The sequence below is a fragment of the Mucilaginibacter sp. PAMB04274 genome, from assembly GCF_039634385.2.
GTDB lineage: Bacteria > Bacteroidota > Bacteroidia > Sphingobacteriales > Sphingobacteriaceae > Mucilaginibacter.
This window is the reverse complement of record NZ_CP155081.2, coordinates 4,699,055-4,715,692: the sequence shown is the minus strand read 5'-3', so window position 1 is coordinate 4,715,692 and position 16,638 is coordinate 4,699,055. Positions and strand designations below refer to the sequence as shown.

Below are 16,638 nucleotides of genomic sequence, written 5' to 3'. Positions count from 1 at the left end.
AATTAAACTGCGGCAGGTGTAGCCTTACCCGAGGTTTTCGTTAACCCATTTTTACGGATGATTTCACGGGCCAGGTTTAAATAGTTAACGGCACCTTTACAGGTAGCATCGTGCATAATAACCGATACGCCAAAGCTTGGCGCCTCGCTTAACCGGGTGTTGCGCTGTATAATGGTATCAAACACCAGGTCTTCAAAATGTGTGCGTACTTCTTCAACCACCTGATTTGATAAACGAAGGCGTACATCGTACATAGTTAACAATATACCTTCTATATCCAATTGAGGGTTTAAGCGGTTTTGTACAATTTTTATGGTGTTAAGCAATTTGCCTAAACCTTCTAACGCAAAATACTCGCACTGTACCGGTATAATTACCGAATCGGCGGCGGTAAGGGCGTTAATGGTAATTAAACCTAATGATGGCGAACAGTCGATAATGATAAAATCATACTTATCGCGCACCTTATCAAGTATTGCCCGCATCTTGTATTCACGGTCGGTAAGGTTAATCATCTCAATCTCGGCACCAACAAGGTCAATATGAGCAGGCAACAGATCCAAATTAGGCGTTTCGGTCTTTTGTATAGCCTCTGCCGGGTCAATCTGGTTAATAATACACTCGTAAATGCTATTTTTTATGGTACGCGGGTCAAAGCCAATACCCGAGGTAGAGTTTGCCTGCGGATCAGCATCAACCAACAATGTTTTATATTCTAACACAGCTAAACTTGCAGCCAGATTGATTGAAGATGTTGTTTTACCAACTCCCCCTTTCTGATTAGCTAACGCGATAATTTTACTCATTTTTTTCCCTCGATATATAACAACACTTTACCCTGGCACGCTAAGGACAGGTGAAGCTAAAATTTTATACTTTCGCCTGGCATTAACCGGGAGGTAAAGATACGAATTTAAACAATTCTACAGCCCGGCATGTTCCTGTAACTTATAAACACTTTTAAATGATAACTATCATTGCCGCTACCAATCGCCCTGGTAGTTCAACTCTAAAATTAGCTAAATATTATCAGCGCCGGCTCCTAAATAAAGGATTAGAAGTAAAGCTGCTATCGCTCGATGAGTTGCCGCCGAATTTTATACAGACCGACATGTTTGGCAGCCGCAGTGCCGCCTTTGAGCCCATTCAGCAATTAATAACTGATACCGAAAAATTCCTGTTCGTGATACCGGAGTACAACGGTAGTTTTCCGGGCATATTAAAGGCTTTTATCGATGCTTGTACTTTTCCGGATAGCTTTTATGAGAAAAAGGCTGCACTGGTTGGCTTGTCGTCGGGTACTTACGGCAACATACGCGGTATTGAGCATTTTGCCGGAATTTGCAGCTACCTGCATTTACACGTTTTACCGCTGCGCTTGCATATACCGGCGGTACGCAAAGAGATAAATGCAGAAGGCAGTTTATTTGAGGAAAAAACGGTAGGCTTTGTCAATGAGCAGATTGATAAATTTGTAAGGTTTTAAGCAACTATAATTTCAACTGTTTCAGGTGTTTCATCAGGGAAAAGCATTTTGCGGAGTAGTGCTAACTATTAGTGTTGTAAAAGTTTAGCGACAAGGTGACTTCAGCTGAGTAAACATTATCACATCTATTATCTTCTGATATAAAATGTTTAAACAACTACATGTTGTTTGCTGAAACAATCTGTTAAGATAAAGGGTTAGTTCTGTTAGTCTTAACTTGAAGAACTACCTTATGAAAAGCAAGAATTTCCTGTATGTTTCCATACTTGCCGCTGCTGTTTTTAGCAGTTGTCAGCAGAAACAAAAACCCGATCCTGCCCAGGCGGATACCGTTGCTGTAGAAACCGGTGAGAAAGTTGATTTACCGGCGCCGTTTGCCACCAAATCGGCCACTACATTTTGTAAGGTAATAGGTTGGCCTAAAGGTAAAACACCCACAGCGCCGGCCGGCTATAAGGTAAGCCTGTATGCCGAAGAACTTAACAACCCGCGTAATATCTACGTGGCATCAAACGGTGATGTATTTGCTGCCCTGGCAACCACCGAAGCTAAAGCACTGGCTAAAGCTAAATCGGCTTTAAGCGGTAAAACCAAATCGCAAAACATGGGCGAGAGCCCCAATACTATAGTTATTTTCAGAGATACGAATGGCGATGGGGTAGTAGATAATAAAGGTCTGTTCCTTGCCGGCCTCAACCAGCCTTTTGGTATGGCTGCAGTTGGCCGGTGGTTTTATGTGGCTAACACTGATGGCCTGTGGCGATACCCTTATACCTTGGGTGATACCCGCATAACCAAACCCGGACAGCGAGTTTTAAAACTGCCTGCTGGTGGTTATAATAACCACTGGACTCGTAATTTACTGGTTAGTAAAGACAGTACAAAGCTTTATATAACTGTAGGGTCGGGCTCAAACGTAGCTGAGCATGGCATAGCTAACGAGGCTCGACGTGCTAATATTCTGGTTGTTAATTTAGATGGTTCAGACGAGAAGATATATGCCAGCGGTTTGCGTAATCCGGTAGGAGTAGGCTTTCAGCCGGGCACGAACACTATTTGGACAGCTGTAAACGAGCGCGACGAACTTGGAGATGATTTAGTACCAGATTACTTGACCGGTGTTAAAGAAGGTGGCTTTTATGGCTGGCCATATGCCTACTTTGGGCAGCATGAAGATCCACGCCGCAAAGGCGAACGTACTGACCTGGTGAAAAAGACTTTAACTCCAGACGTGCCATTAGGCTCGCATACGGCCTCGCTGGGTTTGGCATTTTACGATGGCGACAAGTTTGGTGCGAAATATAAAAATGCTGCCTTTATTGGTCAGCACGGCTCCTGGAACCGTTCAAAACTGGTTGGATACAAAGTGGTAGCCATTCCGTTTAGTAACGGCAAACCCGGCAAACCCGAAGATTTCCTGACCGGCTTTATTGCCAACGCAGCTAAAAACGAGGTTTACGGCAGGCCGGTTGGTGTAGCCGTTGCTAAAGACGGCGCCCTGTTGGTAGCCGACGACTCAGGCAATAAAATTTGGCGCGTGAGTGCAAATTAAATATGATTGTAATTGTTTAACGGGTGTTAGGACACTGCCAGCGGTTGCACGGCATCACTGGTGGTTGCCGATGCCCTTTTAGTGTTCAGAAAAGGTTTTTCAGCAATTAAGTAAAAGCCGTATGATACCGTTATAATAAAAGCGCCGCCTGCAAAAGTCAGTATAATCAGGTTTGCAATAATTCCCATATTTAAAGGGAGTATGACATAACGCATTACAACTTCTATAAGCGGGGCATGTATTAAATAAATGCTGTAAGCAAATGTGCCTATAGAAACCAGCGGCTTTAACGACAAGAATTTGCGGAAGCCGATTAACTTGTTTGTTGATAGCGCAATGAGCAAACTGGATGCAAATAAACCAGTATATATGGTAGGCAATAAAGAACCCGATGTAAGTAGTGGTCCCTCGATTTTTTGATAGAAGCTATGTGCAAAATGGCCGCTTAAAAACAGCATAAATGTGATTAAAAGTACAACCGGCCAGTACCTGAAGTTTTTAAGAAAAGTTAAACTCTTGTTATTTGAAAAAGAAACATGTGCTGCAAACATTCCTAAGCCAAACAAGCCAATAAAAATTGGGCTTATGAATTTAACATTTAGGTTTTCTTGAAAACGGGATAAAAACACTTGTATTAACGCTGCTATCAATACGGTTGCTAAAGTTGTTTTTACCGCATTAAACTTGCGCCAGAAGAATACAATTATGGGGAATAAAAAATAGATGTACCACTCTACCGCAATAGACCAAAAGCAATAATTAATAGTGCGTGAGGTGTCATAAAAAATATTGTGGATAAGTAAGATATGGGTAATGATGTCTTTGTATGAAACCGGACCCATGCCTTTCCAGTGAGTTGTTGTGTCGTTTCCAACAACGGTATAAAACATAATTAAGGCAAACAACATAGCCAGGTAGTAGGTTGGTAGTATTCGCTTTGCTCTTTTAATTAAAAACTTACCCGTACTGTCTTTTAACTTGCTGTTATTTCTGGCAACGGGAATCATCAAACAAAAACCTGATAGAACAATGAACACGGCAACGCCCGCACCGCCAAATCTGAACGGGTAGGTTACAAGTTTAACGTAAGGATTTGTATTTACTGGTAACTCACGAAAAGCATGGTGTAATACTACATAAAGTGCTGTTATTGCTCTTAAACCATCCAAAAAATTGAGGTGTAAAGCAGGTGAACGCTTCTCACTAATTAATAAAGGCTCAGCTCTCGGGGCAGGGTCTTGTGTTTGGGTCATAAACTTTTAAGCAACAGTATTTTATGTGAGTTAGGGGTTGCTACAAATGTATTTAAAGTAATTGTATTAATACCCATGTATTGGTTGTTTTGTTGAAGAATATTTAAAAAATAAATAAAATAATACATTGTTGGATGTATTCGAGTATTATGATAATTAAATCAACCTTGCTTGCAGCTTTCTTAGTACTATTTGCTTTGCAGGCTACAGCGCAACAGCCTGATGCTGTAAAAACGGATAGCACACAGCGCTTAAGGCCCGTAACCGTTCGGGGCTATTTATCGGAGCAACAAATGCTGCAGGTGCCGGCTTCGGTAGGGGTGTTAAACTCTGCCCAGTTAACTTTACAATCCAATAATTCGATGGTAAGCGCTATGAACACCCTGCCCGGCGTACGCATGGAAGAACGTACGCCGGGTAGCTATCGTTTATCCATCAGGGGGAGTTTACTGCGGTCGCCTTTCGGGGTGCGTAACGTTAAAATTTATTTTGATGAAATACCACTTACCGATGCAGGCGGTAATACTTACCTCAATGCTTTAGACGTAAGCAGCCTGCACAGTATTGAGGTACTGAAAGGCCCCGACGGCAGCTTGTTTGGTGCTAATTCGGGCAGTGTTGTGCTTATAAATCCGGTAAGCCGTTTGCGCGATAGTAGCGTGGTATCGGTTGGTTTTAATGCTGGTTCGTATGGGTTAATCCATCAAAATGCCGCTGTTCATCAACAGTGGGGGAAAAACGACTTAAACGTTAGTCAGGGTTACCAAAGTTACGACGGCTACCGAGACCATAGCTACATGCAACGGCATTATTTGCAAATGGTAAACCGTTACCACTACGGAAAAAGCAACCAATTAAAGCTCATTGGCTTTTACTCAGACCTGCAATACCAAACCCCGGGTGGTTTAAATTTAGCCCAGTTACAGGCCAACCCACGCGCTTCAAGGCCGGCTACGGCTACATTGCCCGGCGCCATTGAGCAGCATATTGGCATAAGCACCAAAATGCTTTTTGGCGGTGTGGTAAACGAGGCCAGATTAAGTAACCGTGTCCGCAACGTGGCGACAGTTTTTGGCAGCCATGTAAATTTTGAAAATCCTTTTATCACCAACTATGAGCAGCGTAATGAGGGTACTTACGGTGCACGCACTTACTTCGAATTAAGCGGACTGGCGGCTGCCTCGTTAGATTGGAAACTGAACTTAGGGGCCGAATGGCAGCAAACCAATGCTGATATTAATAATTACGATAACCTGGCTGGCGTAACAGGCAACCCTCAATCGCTTGATGTGGTGAACACTAATCAGCGTTTTGTATTTACCCGGTATGCAGCTACTTTATACCGCCGTTTAAATATAGAAGCAGCCTTAAGCTTAAACTATTATCAATACAAGTTCAGGAATGCCTATCCGCTTAACCAGGCCGGGTTAAGTACGCGTAACTTTAAGCCCCAGCTTATGCCACGGGTGGCCTTGTCATACGAGATAACCAACAACTTTATCTGGCGGGCGTCGGTTAGCCGCGGTTACTCTACACCAACCATTGCCGAGGTAAGGCCCAGCAATAACCTTATCAATACCGATCTGCAACCCGAAACCGGCTGGAACTATGAAACCGGTTTGCGCTTGCGTAACCGCGATGAAAGCTTGATGCTGGATGCATCTGTGTTTTACTATCGCCTCAACAACACCATTGTAAACCAGCGTTTGGCAAACGAGACAGACTATTTTGTAAATGCAGGCGGCACCAAACAGTTAGGTTTCGAGCTCAATTTTACAGGTTGGATTATGAGGCCTGTAAATAGTGGCACTATCCGTGGCATACAGTTTAACGAAGCGTTTACATATAACCGGTTCAACTTCCGTAGTTATAGTATTAATAATACAGATTACTCGGGCAACCGCCTTACGGGTGTACCAAGGCAGGTAGTGGTAAGTAGTTTGCAATTCAGGTTGCCGCAAGCCGTATATCTGTTTGTTCAGCATAACTACACCGCCCGCATCCCGGTAAATGATGCTAACTCGGTTTATGCGGGTTCTTATCATTTGCTGCAGGCCAAGGCAGGATGGCAGTTTGGCATAGGCGCTAAAACCCGTTTAAATATTTACGCCGGTGCTGATAATTTGCTCAACAAAAATTACAGTTTAGGTAATGATTTAAACGCCGTAGGTAACCGTTATTACAATCCTGCACCGCTCAGAAACTATTATGCGGGGATGAGTATAGGATTTTGAGCGTGGCGTCTATAAATATGTTCTGCTAATTTGTCGTTTTTGATCGTTTGCGGAAAGTCTTTTTTAAGCGATTAGCTTCACAGCCGGGGAAAGACTTCCTATCCTTTAAGATGACATAAAGGCTGTGAAACCCCAACTCTTTACACCTCAAACTTAATCCACCCGTCGCCTTCATATCCAAATATAAATTGCTTAGGGTTAATAATTTCTGCCAGTATTTCTATCGAATCTATAATACGCGGACCGGGGCGGTTAAAATAGTGGTTGCCATCGGCTATGTAAAGGCGTTTGTTTTTAACAGCCTTTAAATCAGAAAAGCCCGGCAATTGCAGTAGCGTATCCACTTCTTTCAACGTGCGTTCTATTGAAAACCCACAGGCCATTAACACAATTACATCAGGGTCTTGCAGGCGCAGGTCTTCCCATTGTATGTAGGGCGACTGCTTGCCTGCTTCGGCCATTACAGGCTCTCCACCGGCAATAGTAACCAGCTCGGGTACCCAATTGCCCGAAACCATAAGCGGATCCAGCCATTCAATACAAGCTACTGTAGGTTTAGCATCAATAAATTTTAGCTTATGGCGTATAATATCTACACGCTCCTGTAGCTCTTCAATTAGGTTTTCGCCTGCTGTTGTAGCGCCCAGCGTACGGGCCACTTCTTCTATATTACTTATAATTTCGGCCAGGCTGTTAGGCTGTAATGAGATGATTTGCGCCGGCTTACCTAATTGGGCCGATAGCGCTTTTTCAACTTCAGGTAAAGAAACCGCACACACTGCACATTGGTCTTGCGTAATGATCACATCGGGCAGTAGCTGCTCGATCAGCTCATTGTTAAGCTCATAAACCGATAGGGCATTGGTGAGTAGTTGCTTAACCTGCTCGTCAATCTGCAAGCTGCTCAGGTTACTGCCTATGCGGTCGTACGAACAAACAGGTAATTGTTTTACCGTCTCCGGGAAATCGCAGGCATGTGAGCGACCAACCAGGCGGTTGTCCAATCCAAGGGCGCAAACAATTTCGGTAGCGGCGGGCAGCAGGGATATAATTCTATCAGCAGGCATTCAGTCTTTCTTGTTAATAAAAATACAAAGAAAGGTTAAATCATGCTAACTACCATAAAATGCTTATCTGATATCCAAAAAACGGTTTACTTTTGAGTAATGATTTTTCTGACGTTCCTCCTGGGACTGGTTGTAAACTTTACAGGTTACATTCCGCCGGGCAATATAAACCTTACACTCACGCAGATAGCTATTAACCGGGGCATGCGTCAGGCCTTGCGTTTTATTACCGCATTTTCGTGCGTTGAGTTCTTTTTTACTTTTTTTATTATGCAGGCGGCCAAGTGGCTGTCGGTACAACCGCATATCGAAACTATTATTGACTGGGTAATGGTAATCCTTTTTGGCACTTTAGGCACTATTACCTGGCTCAACCGTAAAAAGCCACCCAAACAAAAATATTCCGACCGCGAGAGTATTCGTTACGGTGTTTTACTGGGTATTATTAACCCTATGCAAATTCTTTTTTGGATGATTGCCGGTACTTATTTACTCGCCCACCAGTGGATACCGCCCGGCTTTTTTGCTTTAACCGTGTTTAGTTTAGGTTCGGCTATGGGATCTTTTTTATGCTTGTATGCTTATGCAAGGTCGGCCAGGTACATTCAAAGCAAGTTTGCACTGAGCACGCAGTTAATCAATACCAGTATTGCGGTACTGTTTTTCGGGTTTGCGGTTTACCATGTGGTTAAGCAGGTGTGGCTGGTGCTGGGGCATCATTCGCTTGATATTAAGATCGGCTTGGCCTTATAGAATAGGTTATCCAACGGTGTGATTTTACTGTCCGGTTATAAGAAAGGGTGATGTCCAAATAGTATTTAAATCTTTTTCTATTTTATATTTGCGCATGGCCATCGAAGAAATCTACCAGCTATACCTGCAGCATCCTGTCATCAGTACTGATACACGCAAAATTGCACCCGGCAGTTTGTTTTTTGCCCTAAAGGGAGACAAATTTGATGCTAACACCTTTGCCACACAGGCATTGGAAGCCGGTGCGGCCTATGCCATTATTGATGATGCTGTGTACCGATTATCAGACCAGTATATACTGGTGGATGATGTGTTGAGCACCTTGCAGGATTTGGCCCGCTATCATCGCAAGCAATTGCAGATACCGGTAATCGGTTTAACCGGCACCAATGGCAAAACTACCACCAAGGAGTTAATTAACGCTGTTCTGTCGCAGCAATTTAATACGCTGTCTACCCAGGGAAACCTGAACAATCACATTGGTGTGCCGCTCACCATACTATCTATCAATAGCACGCATCAAATGGCGGTTATTGAAATGGGCGCCAATCATCAAAAAGAAATAGGGCTGCTTTGCACTATTGCCCAACCCATACACGGCTTAATTACCAACGTAGGCAAAGCGCACCTGGAAGGCTTTGGTGGTGTGGAAGGTGTAAAAAAAGGGAAGGGGGAATTGTATGATTACCTGAAAGCCACTAACGGTACCGCATTTGTAAATGGCAATAGCAGCGACCTGATGCGCATGCAGCAAGACCGCAATATGGAGAATGTTATCTTTTACGGAAAAGATTATGTTTTAAATACTATTAAGGGCGATTTAACAGGTAATGCTCCATTTCTTTCTTTAAGATGGAGCATAGGTAACTCTGAAGAGCAGTACGAGGTGAGTACGCAGCTTACCGGCGAGTATAATTTGGATAATGTGCTGGCCGCAATTTGCATAGGGCATTACTTTAAGTTAAGCGCTCAGCAAATAAATGCTGGCATATCGGGTTATCAGCCTAAAAATAACAGGTCGCAAATTGTAAAAACAGCCACCAATACACTCATTTGCGATTATTATAATGCTAACCCCAGCAGTATGGTAGTTGCTATTGACAATTTGGATAAAATGCAGGCTGAGCATAAGGTGATGATTTTGGGCGATATGTTTGAAATGGGCCCCGAAGCCGCTGCAGAGCATGAAGCGGTGTTAAAAATTGCATTAAATGTACCTGCTGATGAACACATTTTTGTTGGTCGGGAGTTTTACTTGCAACAGGGCAACTACCCAGCTACGTTTTACGCAACAGCCGAAGAAGCTATGGCGGGGCTGCAAAGCAAGCCTGTAACCAATGCTACGATATTAATTAAGGGTTCGCGCGGCATGGCCTTGGAGCGGCTGGTAGCATTTTTGTAGTTACCCATTTAAGCCATTTGTGCTACTTGACTTTTAAATACTTATGGCTATACATAAATCGCCCATTGATGTACTATTACAGCCGGTAAACCGGTTCATACACCAGGAACATACTAGCGGTATCGTACTTTTTGCCAGTGTAATTTTGGCTATTATATGGGTAAATTCGCCGTTTCAGGAGAGCTATCATCATGTTTGGGATATTAATTTCTCATTCGGTTTTGGTGGAGATGCTTTGAGCCATCCGCTGCACATCTGGATTAATGATGGCCTTATGGCTGTTTTCTTTTTTGTAATTGGGCTGGAGCTTAAACGCGAATTTATGGGCGGTGAGCTGTCCTCGGTAAGTAAAGCGTCGCTGCCTATGGTTGCTGCTTTAGGAGGGATGCTGGTACCTGCCTTTATCTATTTTATAATTAACCGTAATACCGAAGCAGCGCATGGCTGGGGTATCCCTATGGCTACCGATATTGCTTTTGCGCTGGCCCTGGTTTCGGTAGCTGGCAAGCATATACCTTCATCTGTTAAAGTATTTCTTTCGGCCCTGGCCGTGGCCGATGATTTGGGTGCAGTACTGGTAATCGCCTTTTTCTACAGCAGCAATCTGCATTTTATACCATTATTAATAGGTGCTGGTTTTTTACTTGTACTGGTAGCCGGTAACGCATTGGGTATTCGCCGTACGGGTTTTTATATAATAATTGGCTTTGGTGTTTGGGTGGGCTTTTTATTGTCGGGCGTTCATGCTACTATTGCAGGGGTGCTGGTAGCTTTTACCATTCCGGCACGCACTATTATTGATGAACGCGTTTACTCAGCTAAATTGCGCCAACTGGCCGATGATTTTGATAAGGAAATTCCTAATAATAGCACCTTAACCACACCGCTTCAACATGAAACCATTGAGCATATTAAGATGCTTAGCTTAGCTGCACAAACTCCGCTGCAAAAAATTGAATATGCATTACATCCCTGGGTGGCTTTTGTGATTATGCCGCTGTTTGCGCTGGCTAATGCCGGTATAATAATAGGCGCCGATTTCTTTTCGGCATTAATTAACCCGGTAAGTATAGGTGTTATAGCCGGCTTGCTCATTGGTAAATTTGTTGGTGTATTATTATTTACCTGGTTAATGGTTAAAACAGGCATGGCTGTTTTGCCGCAACACGCCACATGGCGGCACATTGTAGGTGTGGCTACTTTAGCCGGCATTGGCTTCACCATGTCGCTGTTTGTATCGGCACTGGCTTTTAAAGATCAAATTATGATAGACGAAGCTAAGTACGGTATTCTGCTGGCTTCGCTCTTAGCTGGTAGCATTGGCTACATAATTTTAAAACGTACATCCGCAAATGCTAGGTAACTTATTACTTAAATCAATTCTTTAACAACTACTTATTTTAGATTTCTGTAAAACATTATAGCAGTTTTGTGAATTTATAGGAACGATTTGTTAATATAAGTTTAACATTAACTGCATATACCTTGAAAAGCTTTTTATATACCTTGCTGTTACTCGTGGCTGTTTTTCCTGTGCGCTTAAGGGCCCAGGTGGTTAAAGACTCTATTAAAACCGATTCTGCTGAACATATTTTGGAAGTGCCAGATACTGTGCCGCACCTGCAGAGCAAGTTCGCTTCCTTTATTCCACCTGCCGTTTTTATTGGGTATGGTTTACTGTCTTTCGAAGTAGATGCCATACGCCGGGTAGATTACCATGTTTACAATAACATTCAACAAAAACACCAGGATTTTCATACACCTGTTGATAACTATTTCCAGTTTGCCCCGGTAGTGGCAGTATATGCTTTGAATTTAGCTGGCGTACCCGGCAAAAACCGTTTTATTGACCGTACCATTCTGTACGCTATGTCTGAAGCCATCAGAGCCGGAACGGTGAGTGTGCTGAAACATACGTCGGACAGGTTGCGGCCAAATTCGGGCGACCGTTTATCTTTTCCATCCGGGCACAGCAGTACAGCATTTGCAGCAGCCGAATTTATGGCGCAGGAGTATGGTGAATTATCGCCTTGGTATGGCGTTGTAGGCTATTCTTTTGCCACAGCTACAGCAATTTTACGCGTGTACAATAACGACCACTGGTTTAGCGATATTATAGCAGGCGCGGGTTTTGGTATCCTGTCTACCAAGGCAGCTTATTTACTATACCCCATTATACGTAACAACTTTTTCCGTAACGATAAAGACAACGACAAGAAAGCAGCTACCATATTTATACCGAGTTATAACAACGGCGTAGCCGGCTTTACCTTTGTAAAGCGGTTTTAAACAGGCATCATTACTACAATAAATGTCATCTCGAGCAGCAGCGAGAGATCTTTTCGAACTAATGAGCTTACCACCTCTGAAAAGACTTCTCACTGCTGCCGGAAATGACAGGTTTAGGTTAGGTTTCCTTTTATATTAGGCCTGCATTGCCAACTCCATTTCATCAGCGCTTGGGCCATAGGGACCGGGGATAGGAATATTAAGCAAGCGCAGGAACACACCCATTTGTGCACGGTGGTGTATCATTTGACCGAACGTTAAACGGATAAATTCATATTTGGTAGCCTGCACATAAATTTGCTTGCCGCTGCGCATGGTCCAGCCTTTTTGCAGTTCTTCTTCAGTTGCCTTTTTAAGGTGTGCTTGGCCATTTTGTACAGAGCGGTCAAAGCAATCGAGCAGTTCGTCGGTGTTGTTTATAACTTCCTCTTTCCAGTCAGCCGTGGCAAAATCCAGTTCATTAGTGGTTAGCGTGAGCGCAATCCAGTTGGGCAGGTCGGCTATGTGGGTGGCAAGGCGGCGTATGGTCATGCTTTTTACATGGGGTTGCCAGTCGTAACGGTCGTTAGGCACACGCTCCAGCATTTGGCGCGTCTTTTCAGTCTCTTCGTTCAGTTCTTTCAGCAGCAGTTCAATAATGTTCATGGTTACTTGTTTTGATGATGCAACAAAGTAACCTGTAGCGAGTGACAGCCCTATGTCAGCAGGGTTTATAACTTCAATAAAAGTTTTTCGCCTATCATTTTAACTCTTTCTCGCAACAAATCGGGCTCTATAATGCGGGCATAATCGCCAAACATCATGTACCAGCGTGCAAAGCCCTCAAAAGAACTGGTAAGAAAGGAAATCTCCACACCGCCGTCTTTCTCCACCTCGCCTATGTAACCGTGGTAATACTTTTGTTCGCCCAGGTGCAGCGCTGCTTCCTTTTCTACAAACAGTTTTACCTGGTGCAGGTTGCGTTCGCGGTAAACGCTGTCCATGTAACTTTTCAGGGTAGGGTGATTGGTAATTACGTCATCATCGGTTAATTGCAGGTTCAGCATGCGGTCGAACCTAAAATCGCGATAGTCATTTTTTACGCGGCAAAAGGCAATCAGGTGCCAGTAATTATCCAGGTAAAAAACGCCAACTGGCTCAACGCAGCGCTGGCTATGCTGCTGCCTATAGTGCGAAAAATAATCAAGACTGATAACTTTTTTCAAGGTAACGGCCTTTAAAATAAGTTGCAGCGGATTAAGGTTGCCGTGCATATGAGGCGACCGTTTGGCCTTGAACACTTCAATGCGGCTATCCATTCCGGCCAGGTAATCTTTTTCGGCATTGCGCAACACGGCCCGTACCTTAAACATGGCCGATTTATAACTGCTGCCATTCACCTCATCAGTCAGGGTTTCAACCAGCTTTTCGGCAGTGATGAAAGCGGTAGCCTCCTCCAGCGTAAAAGCAACAGGCGGCAGGCGGTAGCCCTCAGCCAGGGAATAGCCCATGCCGGCCTCACCTATAATAGGCACGCCGGCCTCTTCAAGTGTGCGCATATCGCGGTACACGGTGCGCAAACTAATGTTAAACCTATCGGCAATAGCCTGAGCCTTAACCACTCTACGTGACTGTAGCTGAATTAATATGGCTGATATACGGTCTATACGGTTCATGCTGTGGTGCAAATTGAGAAAAGCATGTTAAATTATGTTAAAATCTGTAATTATTTGCTGTTTTAACATCTTATTCACTTGATGTACTAAGCATTTAGTTATATCTTTCAACCATAATCCTTATCATGAAACTATTTCTAACCTTGTTAACCGTCTGCTTGGTCACGTCTCTTGCTTTCGCCCAAAATCCGTATATGGTTAAGGGATCCGTGGCCGACACTATTTCGAATGTAAAGCTGAGCAACACGAGTATCTCGGTACTTAATGCCAAAGATTCTACCCTCCGTAAGTTTACCCGTGCGGCAGCCGATGGCAGCTTTAGCATAGGGCAATTGGGAAAGGGCAAATTTATTTTGTTAGCAACTTACCCTAAGTATGCCGACTATGTGGAGGAGTTTACACTCGACTCGGCACACACTACGCACAATGTTGGCCGTATAAGCATGATTCTGAAATCTAAGCTGCTTGAGGGTGTTATTGTAAGGGGAACACGGGCTGCTATCAAAATTAAAGGCGACACTACTGAATTTAATGCATCCAGTTTTACCGTACAGCCTAATGCCAGGGTAGAAGACTTGCTTAAGCAACTGCCCGGTATACAGGTAGATAAGGATGGGAAGATTACTGCCCAGGGACAAACTGTAAATAAGGTTTTAGTTGATGGTGAGGAATTTTTTGGTGATGACCCAACGCTGGTTACCAAAAACTTGCGGGCCGATATGGTAGACAAGGTGCAGCTTTATGATAAGAAAAGCGACCAGGCGACCTTTACAGGTATTGATGACGGTCAGAAAACTAAAACCATTAATATTAAACTGAAAGAAGATAAAAAGAACGGCTACTTTGGTAAGGTAGATGCCGGCATAGGCACTAAAGACTTTTACCAGGAGCAGTTTGCATTTAATAAGTTTTGGGGCAAAAAGAAGTTCTCGGCTTATGGTACACTGGCCAACTCCGGTAAAACAGGTTTAAGCTGGGAAGATAACAGTAAGTACGGCTCGGCCAACAATGTGGAAATGATTGATGGCGGTATTTATATAAGCGGCAGTAGCGGTGATGAATTGGAGTCGTTTGGCGGGCAATATAGTGGTGAGGGTATACCTACGGCCCGCACGGGTGGTTTGCACTTTGATGATAAGTGGGGTGGCGATAAGTATACTCTTAACGGCAATTATAAAATAGGCTCGTTGGGTGTGGTTGGTACCAAGAACATTCAAAATCAAAATAACCTGCCCGGTACAAGCGCAAGCACCAATCAGAACTTTATCAAATCCAACAACGACCAGGATTTCAACAACTACATTTTCAGGCAAAAGCTTGACGCAATGTACCAGGTTAAACTGGACACTACAGCTAACCTTAAAATTACCGTAGACGGAACGTTCAAAAACAACGAAACCCGCAACAACAACTTATCAACCAGCTTACGCGGTAACGATTTATTAATTAACCAGAGCATTCGCCGTATTGATAATGAGGGCGATCAAAAGATGTTCAACGCGACGGGCTTTTACACCAAAAAACTGAAAAAGACAGGTCGTACGATATCTTTAAATGTTACAGAGGCACTCAATCAAAATAATGTTAAAGGCAACCTGTATCAAAAGATTGACTATTACGACGAAACCGGCGCCGTTGACAGCATCAAGCTTGTTGATCAGTACAAGATTAACAATGTGAAAAGCAACGTAGTTAGTACCAATTTTACTTACTCCGAGCCAATTACCAAATACTTTGCAATTGTAGCCAACTATGGCTTTGGCCTAAACAACAGTACGGCCGATAGGAGATCGTTCTCACAATCGGCCCCCTCAGTATATAGCAACCTTATTGATTCACTAAGCAATAATTACCAGCTTAACCAGATCTCACATCAGTTAGGTGCAGTATTTAATTATAAGAAGGAAAAAACGGTACTTAACTTTGGCACCAAGGTAAGAGATGTACGCTTTAGCCAGGAAGACCTGATGTCTGATTACAGGTATAAGCGCCACTTTCTAAACTGGAACCCTTCGGCCAACTATCAGTACCGTTTTTCTCAGCAACGCGCATTTAATTTAAGCTACAGCGGCAGTAATACACAGCCAAGCATTGATCAGGTACAACCCGTTCGTAATAATAACGACGATCTGAACATCACCATAGGTAACCCGAATCTGGAGCCTTCGTTTACCCATCGCTTCAATATGAATTACAACTCTTACAAGGTACTGAGCGATCAGTCTATGTACATCGGCGGTTCCTACAACTTTACCACCAACCCTATAGTTAACAATACCGCTACCGATTCGCTGACGGGCAAGAGCCGTTTGCAGTATATCAACTTAGGTAACAATACACCATCCAACTTTTCGCTCTACTCTTCATACGGGCGCAAGGTGAAATTGCTGGGCGGGGTTAACGTTGGTGTTAATTTAAATGCTAACGGTAACACTTATTTCAATCTTACCAACAACGCATTAAACCGCACACGCTCTTATAATTTTTCTGGCCAGTTAAGGTTATCAAAATACAAGCAAAAAAAGTATGACTTTTACGGCACGTTCGGCCCAACTTACAACACCAGTGTGTCATCATTGGTTAAAAGTGTGAACAATAATGGCGGCGGCTTCACTTCCTATCAGTATGTTGGTATTTACCTGCCCGGTAAAATACAAATTAATGGTGAAGGCAATTATGAATATAGAGCGCCTACGCAGTCTTTTAACGAAAAGCTGAGCCGATACCTGCTTAATGCCAGCGTTAGCAAGGCATTCTTTAAGGATGAAAGCCTGAAACTGGCTGTAAATGCTTACGATTTGCTCAACCAAAATAATGGCTTTAGTCGTAGTGCCAACGGTGGTTCATTAACACAAACACAGTATACTACCATACGTCGTTACTTTATGTTCACCTTAACCTGGGACTTTAACAGAATGGGCGGAGGCGCGCCACAAAAATAATATTC

General features: G+C 43.5%; 13 protein-coding genes. 8 read left to right on the top strand and 5 right to left on the bottom strand.

Annotated elements, in window-relative coordinates; all coding sequences use genetic code 11:
• Positions 1-2 precede the first annotated feature (2 nt).
• Positions 3-806, bottom strand: coding sequence for an AAA family ATPase (locus ABDD95_RS20060; RefSeq protein WP_345949136.1), 804 nt, complete (start codon positions 804-806; stop codon positions 3-5).
• Positions 807-964: 158 nt separating this feature from the next.
• On the opposite strand from ABDD95_RS20060, the gene ABDD95_RS20055 reads away from it, so the two are divergent.
• Both ABDD95_RS20055 and ABDD95_RS20050 read left to right on the top strand, forming a co-directional pair.
• Positions 965-1,486 carry an NAD(P)H-dependent oxidoreductase gene (locus ABDD95_RS20055; RefSeq protein ID WP_345949135.1) on the top strand — a complete coding sequence of 174 codons (522 nt, stop codon included), beginning with the start codon at positions 965-967 and terminating at the stop codon, positions 1,484-1,486.
• Positions 1,487-1,718: 232 nt separating this feature from the next.
• On the top strand, positions 1,719-3,038 hold the full coding sequence (locus ABDD95_RS20050) for a sorbosone dehydrogenase family protein (protein ID WP_345949134.1): 1,320 nt from the start codon (positions 1,719-1,721) through the stop codon (positions 3,036-3,038).
• 26 nt (positions 3,039-3,064) lie between these two features.
• Here the strand turns inward: ABDD95_RS20050 and ABDD95_RS20045 are convergent, their stop codons facing one another.
• On the bottom strand, positions 3,065-4,291 hold the full coding sequence (locus ABDD95_RS20045) for an acyltransferase (protein WP_345949133.1): 1,227 nt from the start codon (positions 4,289-4,291) through the stop codon (positions 3,065-3,067).
• Between the two features lie 149 nt (positions 4,292-4,440).
• Between ABDD95_RS20045 and ABDD95_RS20040 the strand changes: the two genes are divergently transcribed.
• Positions 4,441-6,525 carry a TonB-dependent receptor gene (locus tag ABDD95_RS20040; RefSeq protein WP_345949132.1) on the top strand — a complete coding sequence of 695 codons (2,085 nt, stop codon included), beginning with the start codon at positions 4,441-4,443 and terminating at the stop codon, positions 6,523-6,525.
• 140 nt (positions 6,526-6,665) lie between these two features.
• Here ABDD95_RS20040 and ABDD95_RS20035 read toward each other — a convergent pair whose 3' ends face one another.
• Positions 6,666-7,592, bottom strand: coding sequence for a cobalamin-binding protein (locus tag ABDD95_RS20035; RefSeq protein ID WP_345949131.1), 927 nt, complete (start codon positions 7,590-7,592; stop codon positions 6,666-6,668).
• A gap of 99 nt (positions 7,593-7,691) precedes the next feature.
• On the opposite strand from ABDD95_RS20035, the gene ABDD95_RS20030 reads away from it, so the two are divergent.
• From ABDD95_RS20030 to ABDD95_RS20015, 4 genes are all read left to right on the top strand, one after another.
• Entirely contained in the window at positions 7,692-8,345 is a 654-nt protein-coding gene (locus tag ABDD95_RS20030) for a LysE family transporter (protein ID WP_345949130.1), read from the top strand.
• Positions 8,346-8,439: 94 nt separating this feature from the next.
• The gene (gene murF / locus ABDD95_RS20025) at positions 8,440-9,747 is read left to right on the top strand and encodes a UDP-N-acetylmuramoyl-tripeptide--D-alanyl-D-alanine ligase (protein WP_345949129.1); all 1,308 of its coding nucleotides are present in this window, start codon (positions 8,440-8,442) and stop codon (positions 9,745-9,747) included.
• A 43-nt stretch (positions 9,748-9,790) separates the two neighbouring features.
• Positions 9,791-11,110, top strand: coding sequence for a Na+/H+ antiporter NhaA (gene nhaA / locus ABDD95_RS20020; RefSeq protein WP_345949128.1), 1,320 nt, complete (start codon positions 9,791-9,793; stop codon positions 11,108-11,110).
• A 122-nt stretch (positions 11,111-11,232) separates the two neighbouring features.
• Entirely contained in the window at positions 11,233-12,036 is an 804-nt protein-coding gene (locus ABDD95_RS20015; protein ID WP_345949127.1) for a phosphatase PAP2 family protein, read from the top strand.
• Between the two features lie 135 nt (positions 12,037-12,171).
• Here the strand turns inward: ABDD95_RS20015 and ABDD95_RS20010 are convergent, their stop codons facing one another.
• Positions 12,172-12,681 (bottom strand): DinB family protein, encoded by a 510-nt coding sequence (locus tag ABDD95_RS20010; protein WP_345949126.1) that lies wholly within the window; start codon positions 12,679-12,681, stop codon positions 12,172-12,174.
• Positions 12,682-12,746: 65 nt separating this feature from the next.
• Positions 12,747-13,691 carry a YafY family protein gene (locus ABDD95_RS20005; protein ID WP_345949125.1) on the bottom strand — a complete coding sequence of 315 codons (945 nt, stop codon included), beginning with the start codon at positions 13,689-13,691 and terminating at the stop codon, positions 12,747-12,749.
• A gap of 194 nt (positions 13,692-13,885) precedes the next feature.
• Here ABDD95_RS20005 and ABDD95_RS20000 point away from each other — a divergent pair, with 194 nt between their 5' ends.
• Positions 13,886-16,633 carry an outer membrane beta-barrel protein gene (locus ABDD95_RS20000; protein ID WP_345949124.1) on the top strand — a complete coding sequence of 916 codons (2,748 nt, stop codon included), beginning with the start codon at positions 13,886-13,888 and terminating at the stop codon, positions 16,631-16,633.
• Positions 16,634-16,638 lie beyond the last annotated feature (5 nt).

Coding starts and splice junctions, on each gene's coding strand:
- ABDD95_RS20060 (WP_345949136.1), bottom strand. CDS start 806: ATGAGTAAAATTATCGCGTTAGCTAATCAGAAAGGGGGAGTTGGTAAA.
- ABDD95_RS20055 (WP_345949135.1), top strand. CDS start 965: ATGATAACTATCATTGCCGCTACCAATCGCCCTGGTAGTTCAACTCTA.
- ABDD95_RS20050 (WP_345949134.1), top strand. CDS start 1,719: ATGAAAAGCAAGAATTTCCTGTATGTTTCCATACTTGCCGCTGCTGTT.
- ABDD95_RS20045 (WP_345949133.1), bottom strand. CDS start 4,291: ATGACCCAAACACAAGACCCTGCCCCGAGAGCTGAGCCTTTATTAATT.
- ABDD95_RS20040 (WP_345949132.1), top strand. CDS start 4,441: ATGATAATTAAATCAACCTTGCTTGCAGCTTTCTTAGTACTATTTGCT.
- ABDD95_RS20035 (WP_345949131.1), bottom strand. CDS start 7,592: ATGCCTGCTGATAGAATTATATCCCTGCTGCCCGCCGCTACCGAAATT.
- ABDD95_RS20030 (WP_345949130.1), top strand. CDS start 7,692: ATGATTTTTCTGACGTTCCTCCTGGGACTGGTTGTAAACTTTACAGGT.
- murF (WP_345949129.1), top strand. CDS start 8,440: ATGGCCATCGAAGAAATCTACCAGCTATACCTGCAGCATCCTGTCATC.
- nhaA (WP_345949128.1), top strand. CDS start 9,791: ATGGCTATACATAAATCGCCCATTGATGTACTATTACAGCCGGTAAAC.
- ABDD95_RS20010 (WP_345949126.1), bottom strand. CDS start 12,681: ATGAACATTATTGAACTGCTGCTGAAAGAACTGAACGAAGAGACTGAA.
- ABDD95_RS20005 (WP_345949125.1), bottom strand. CDS start 13,691: ATGAACCGTATAGACCGTATATCAGCCATATTAATTCAGCTACAGTCA.
- ABDD95_RS20000 (WP_345949124.1), top strand. CDS start 13,886: ATGGTTAAGGGATCCGTGGCCGACACTATTTCGAATGTAAAGCTGAGC.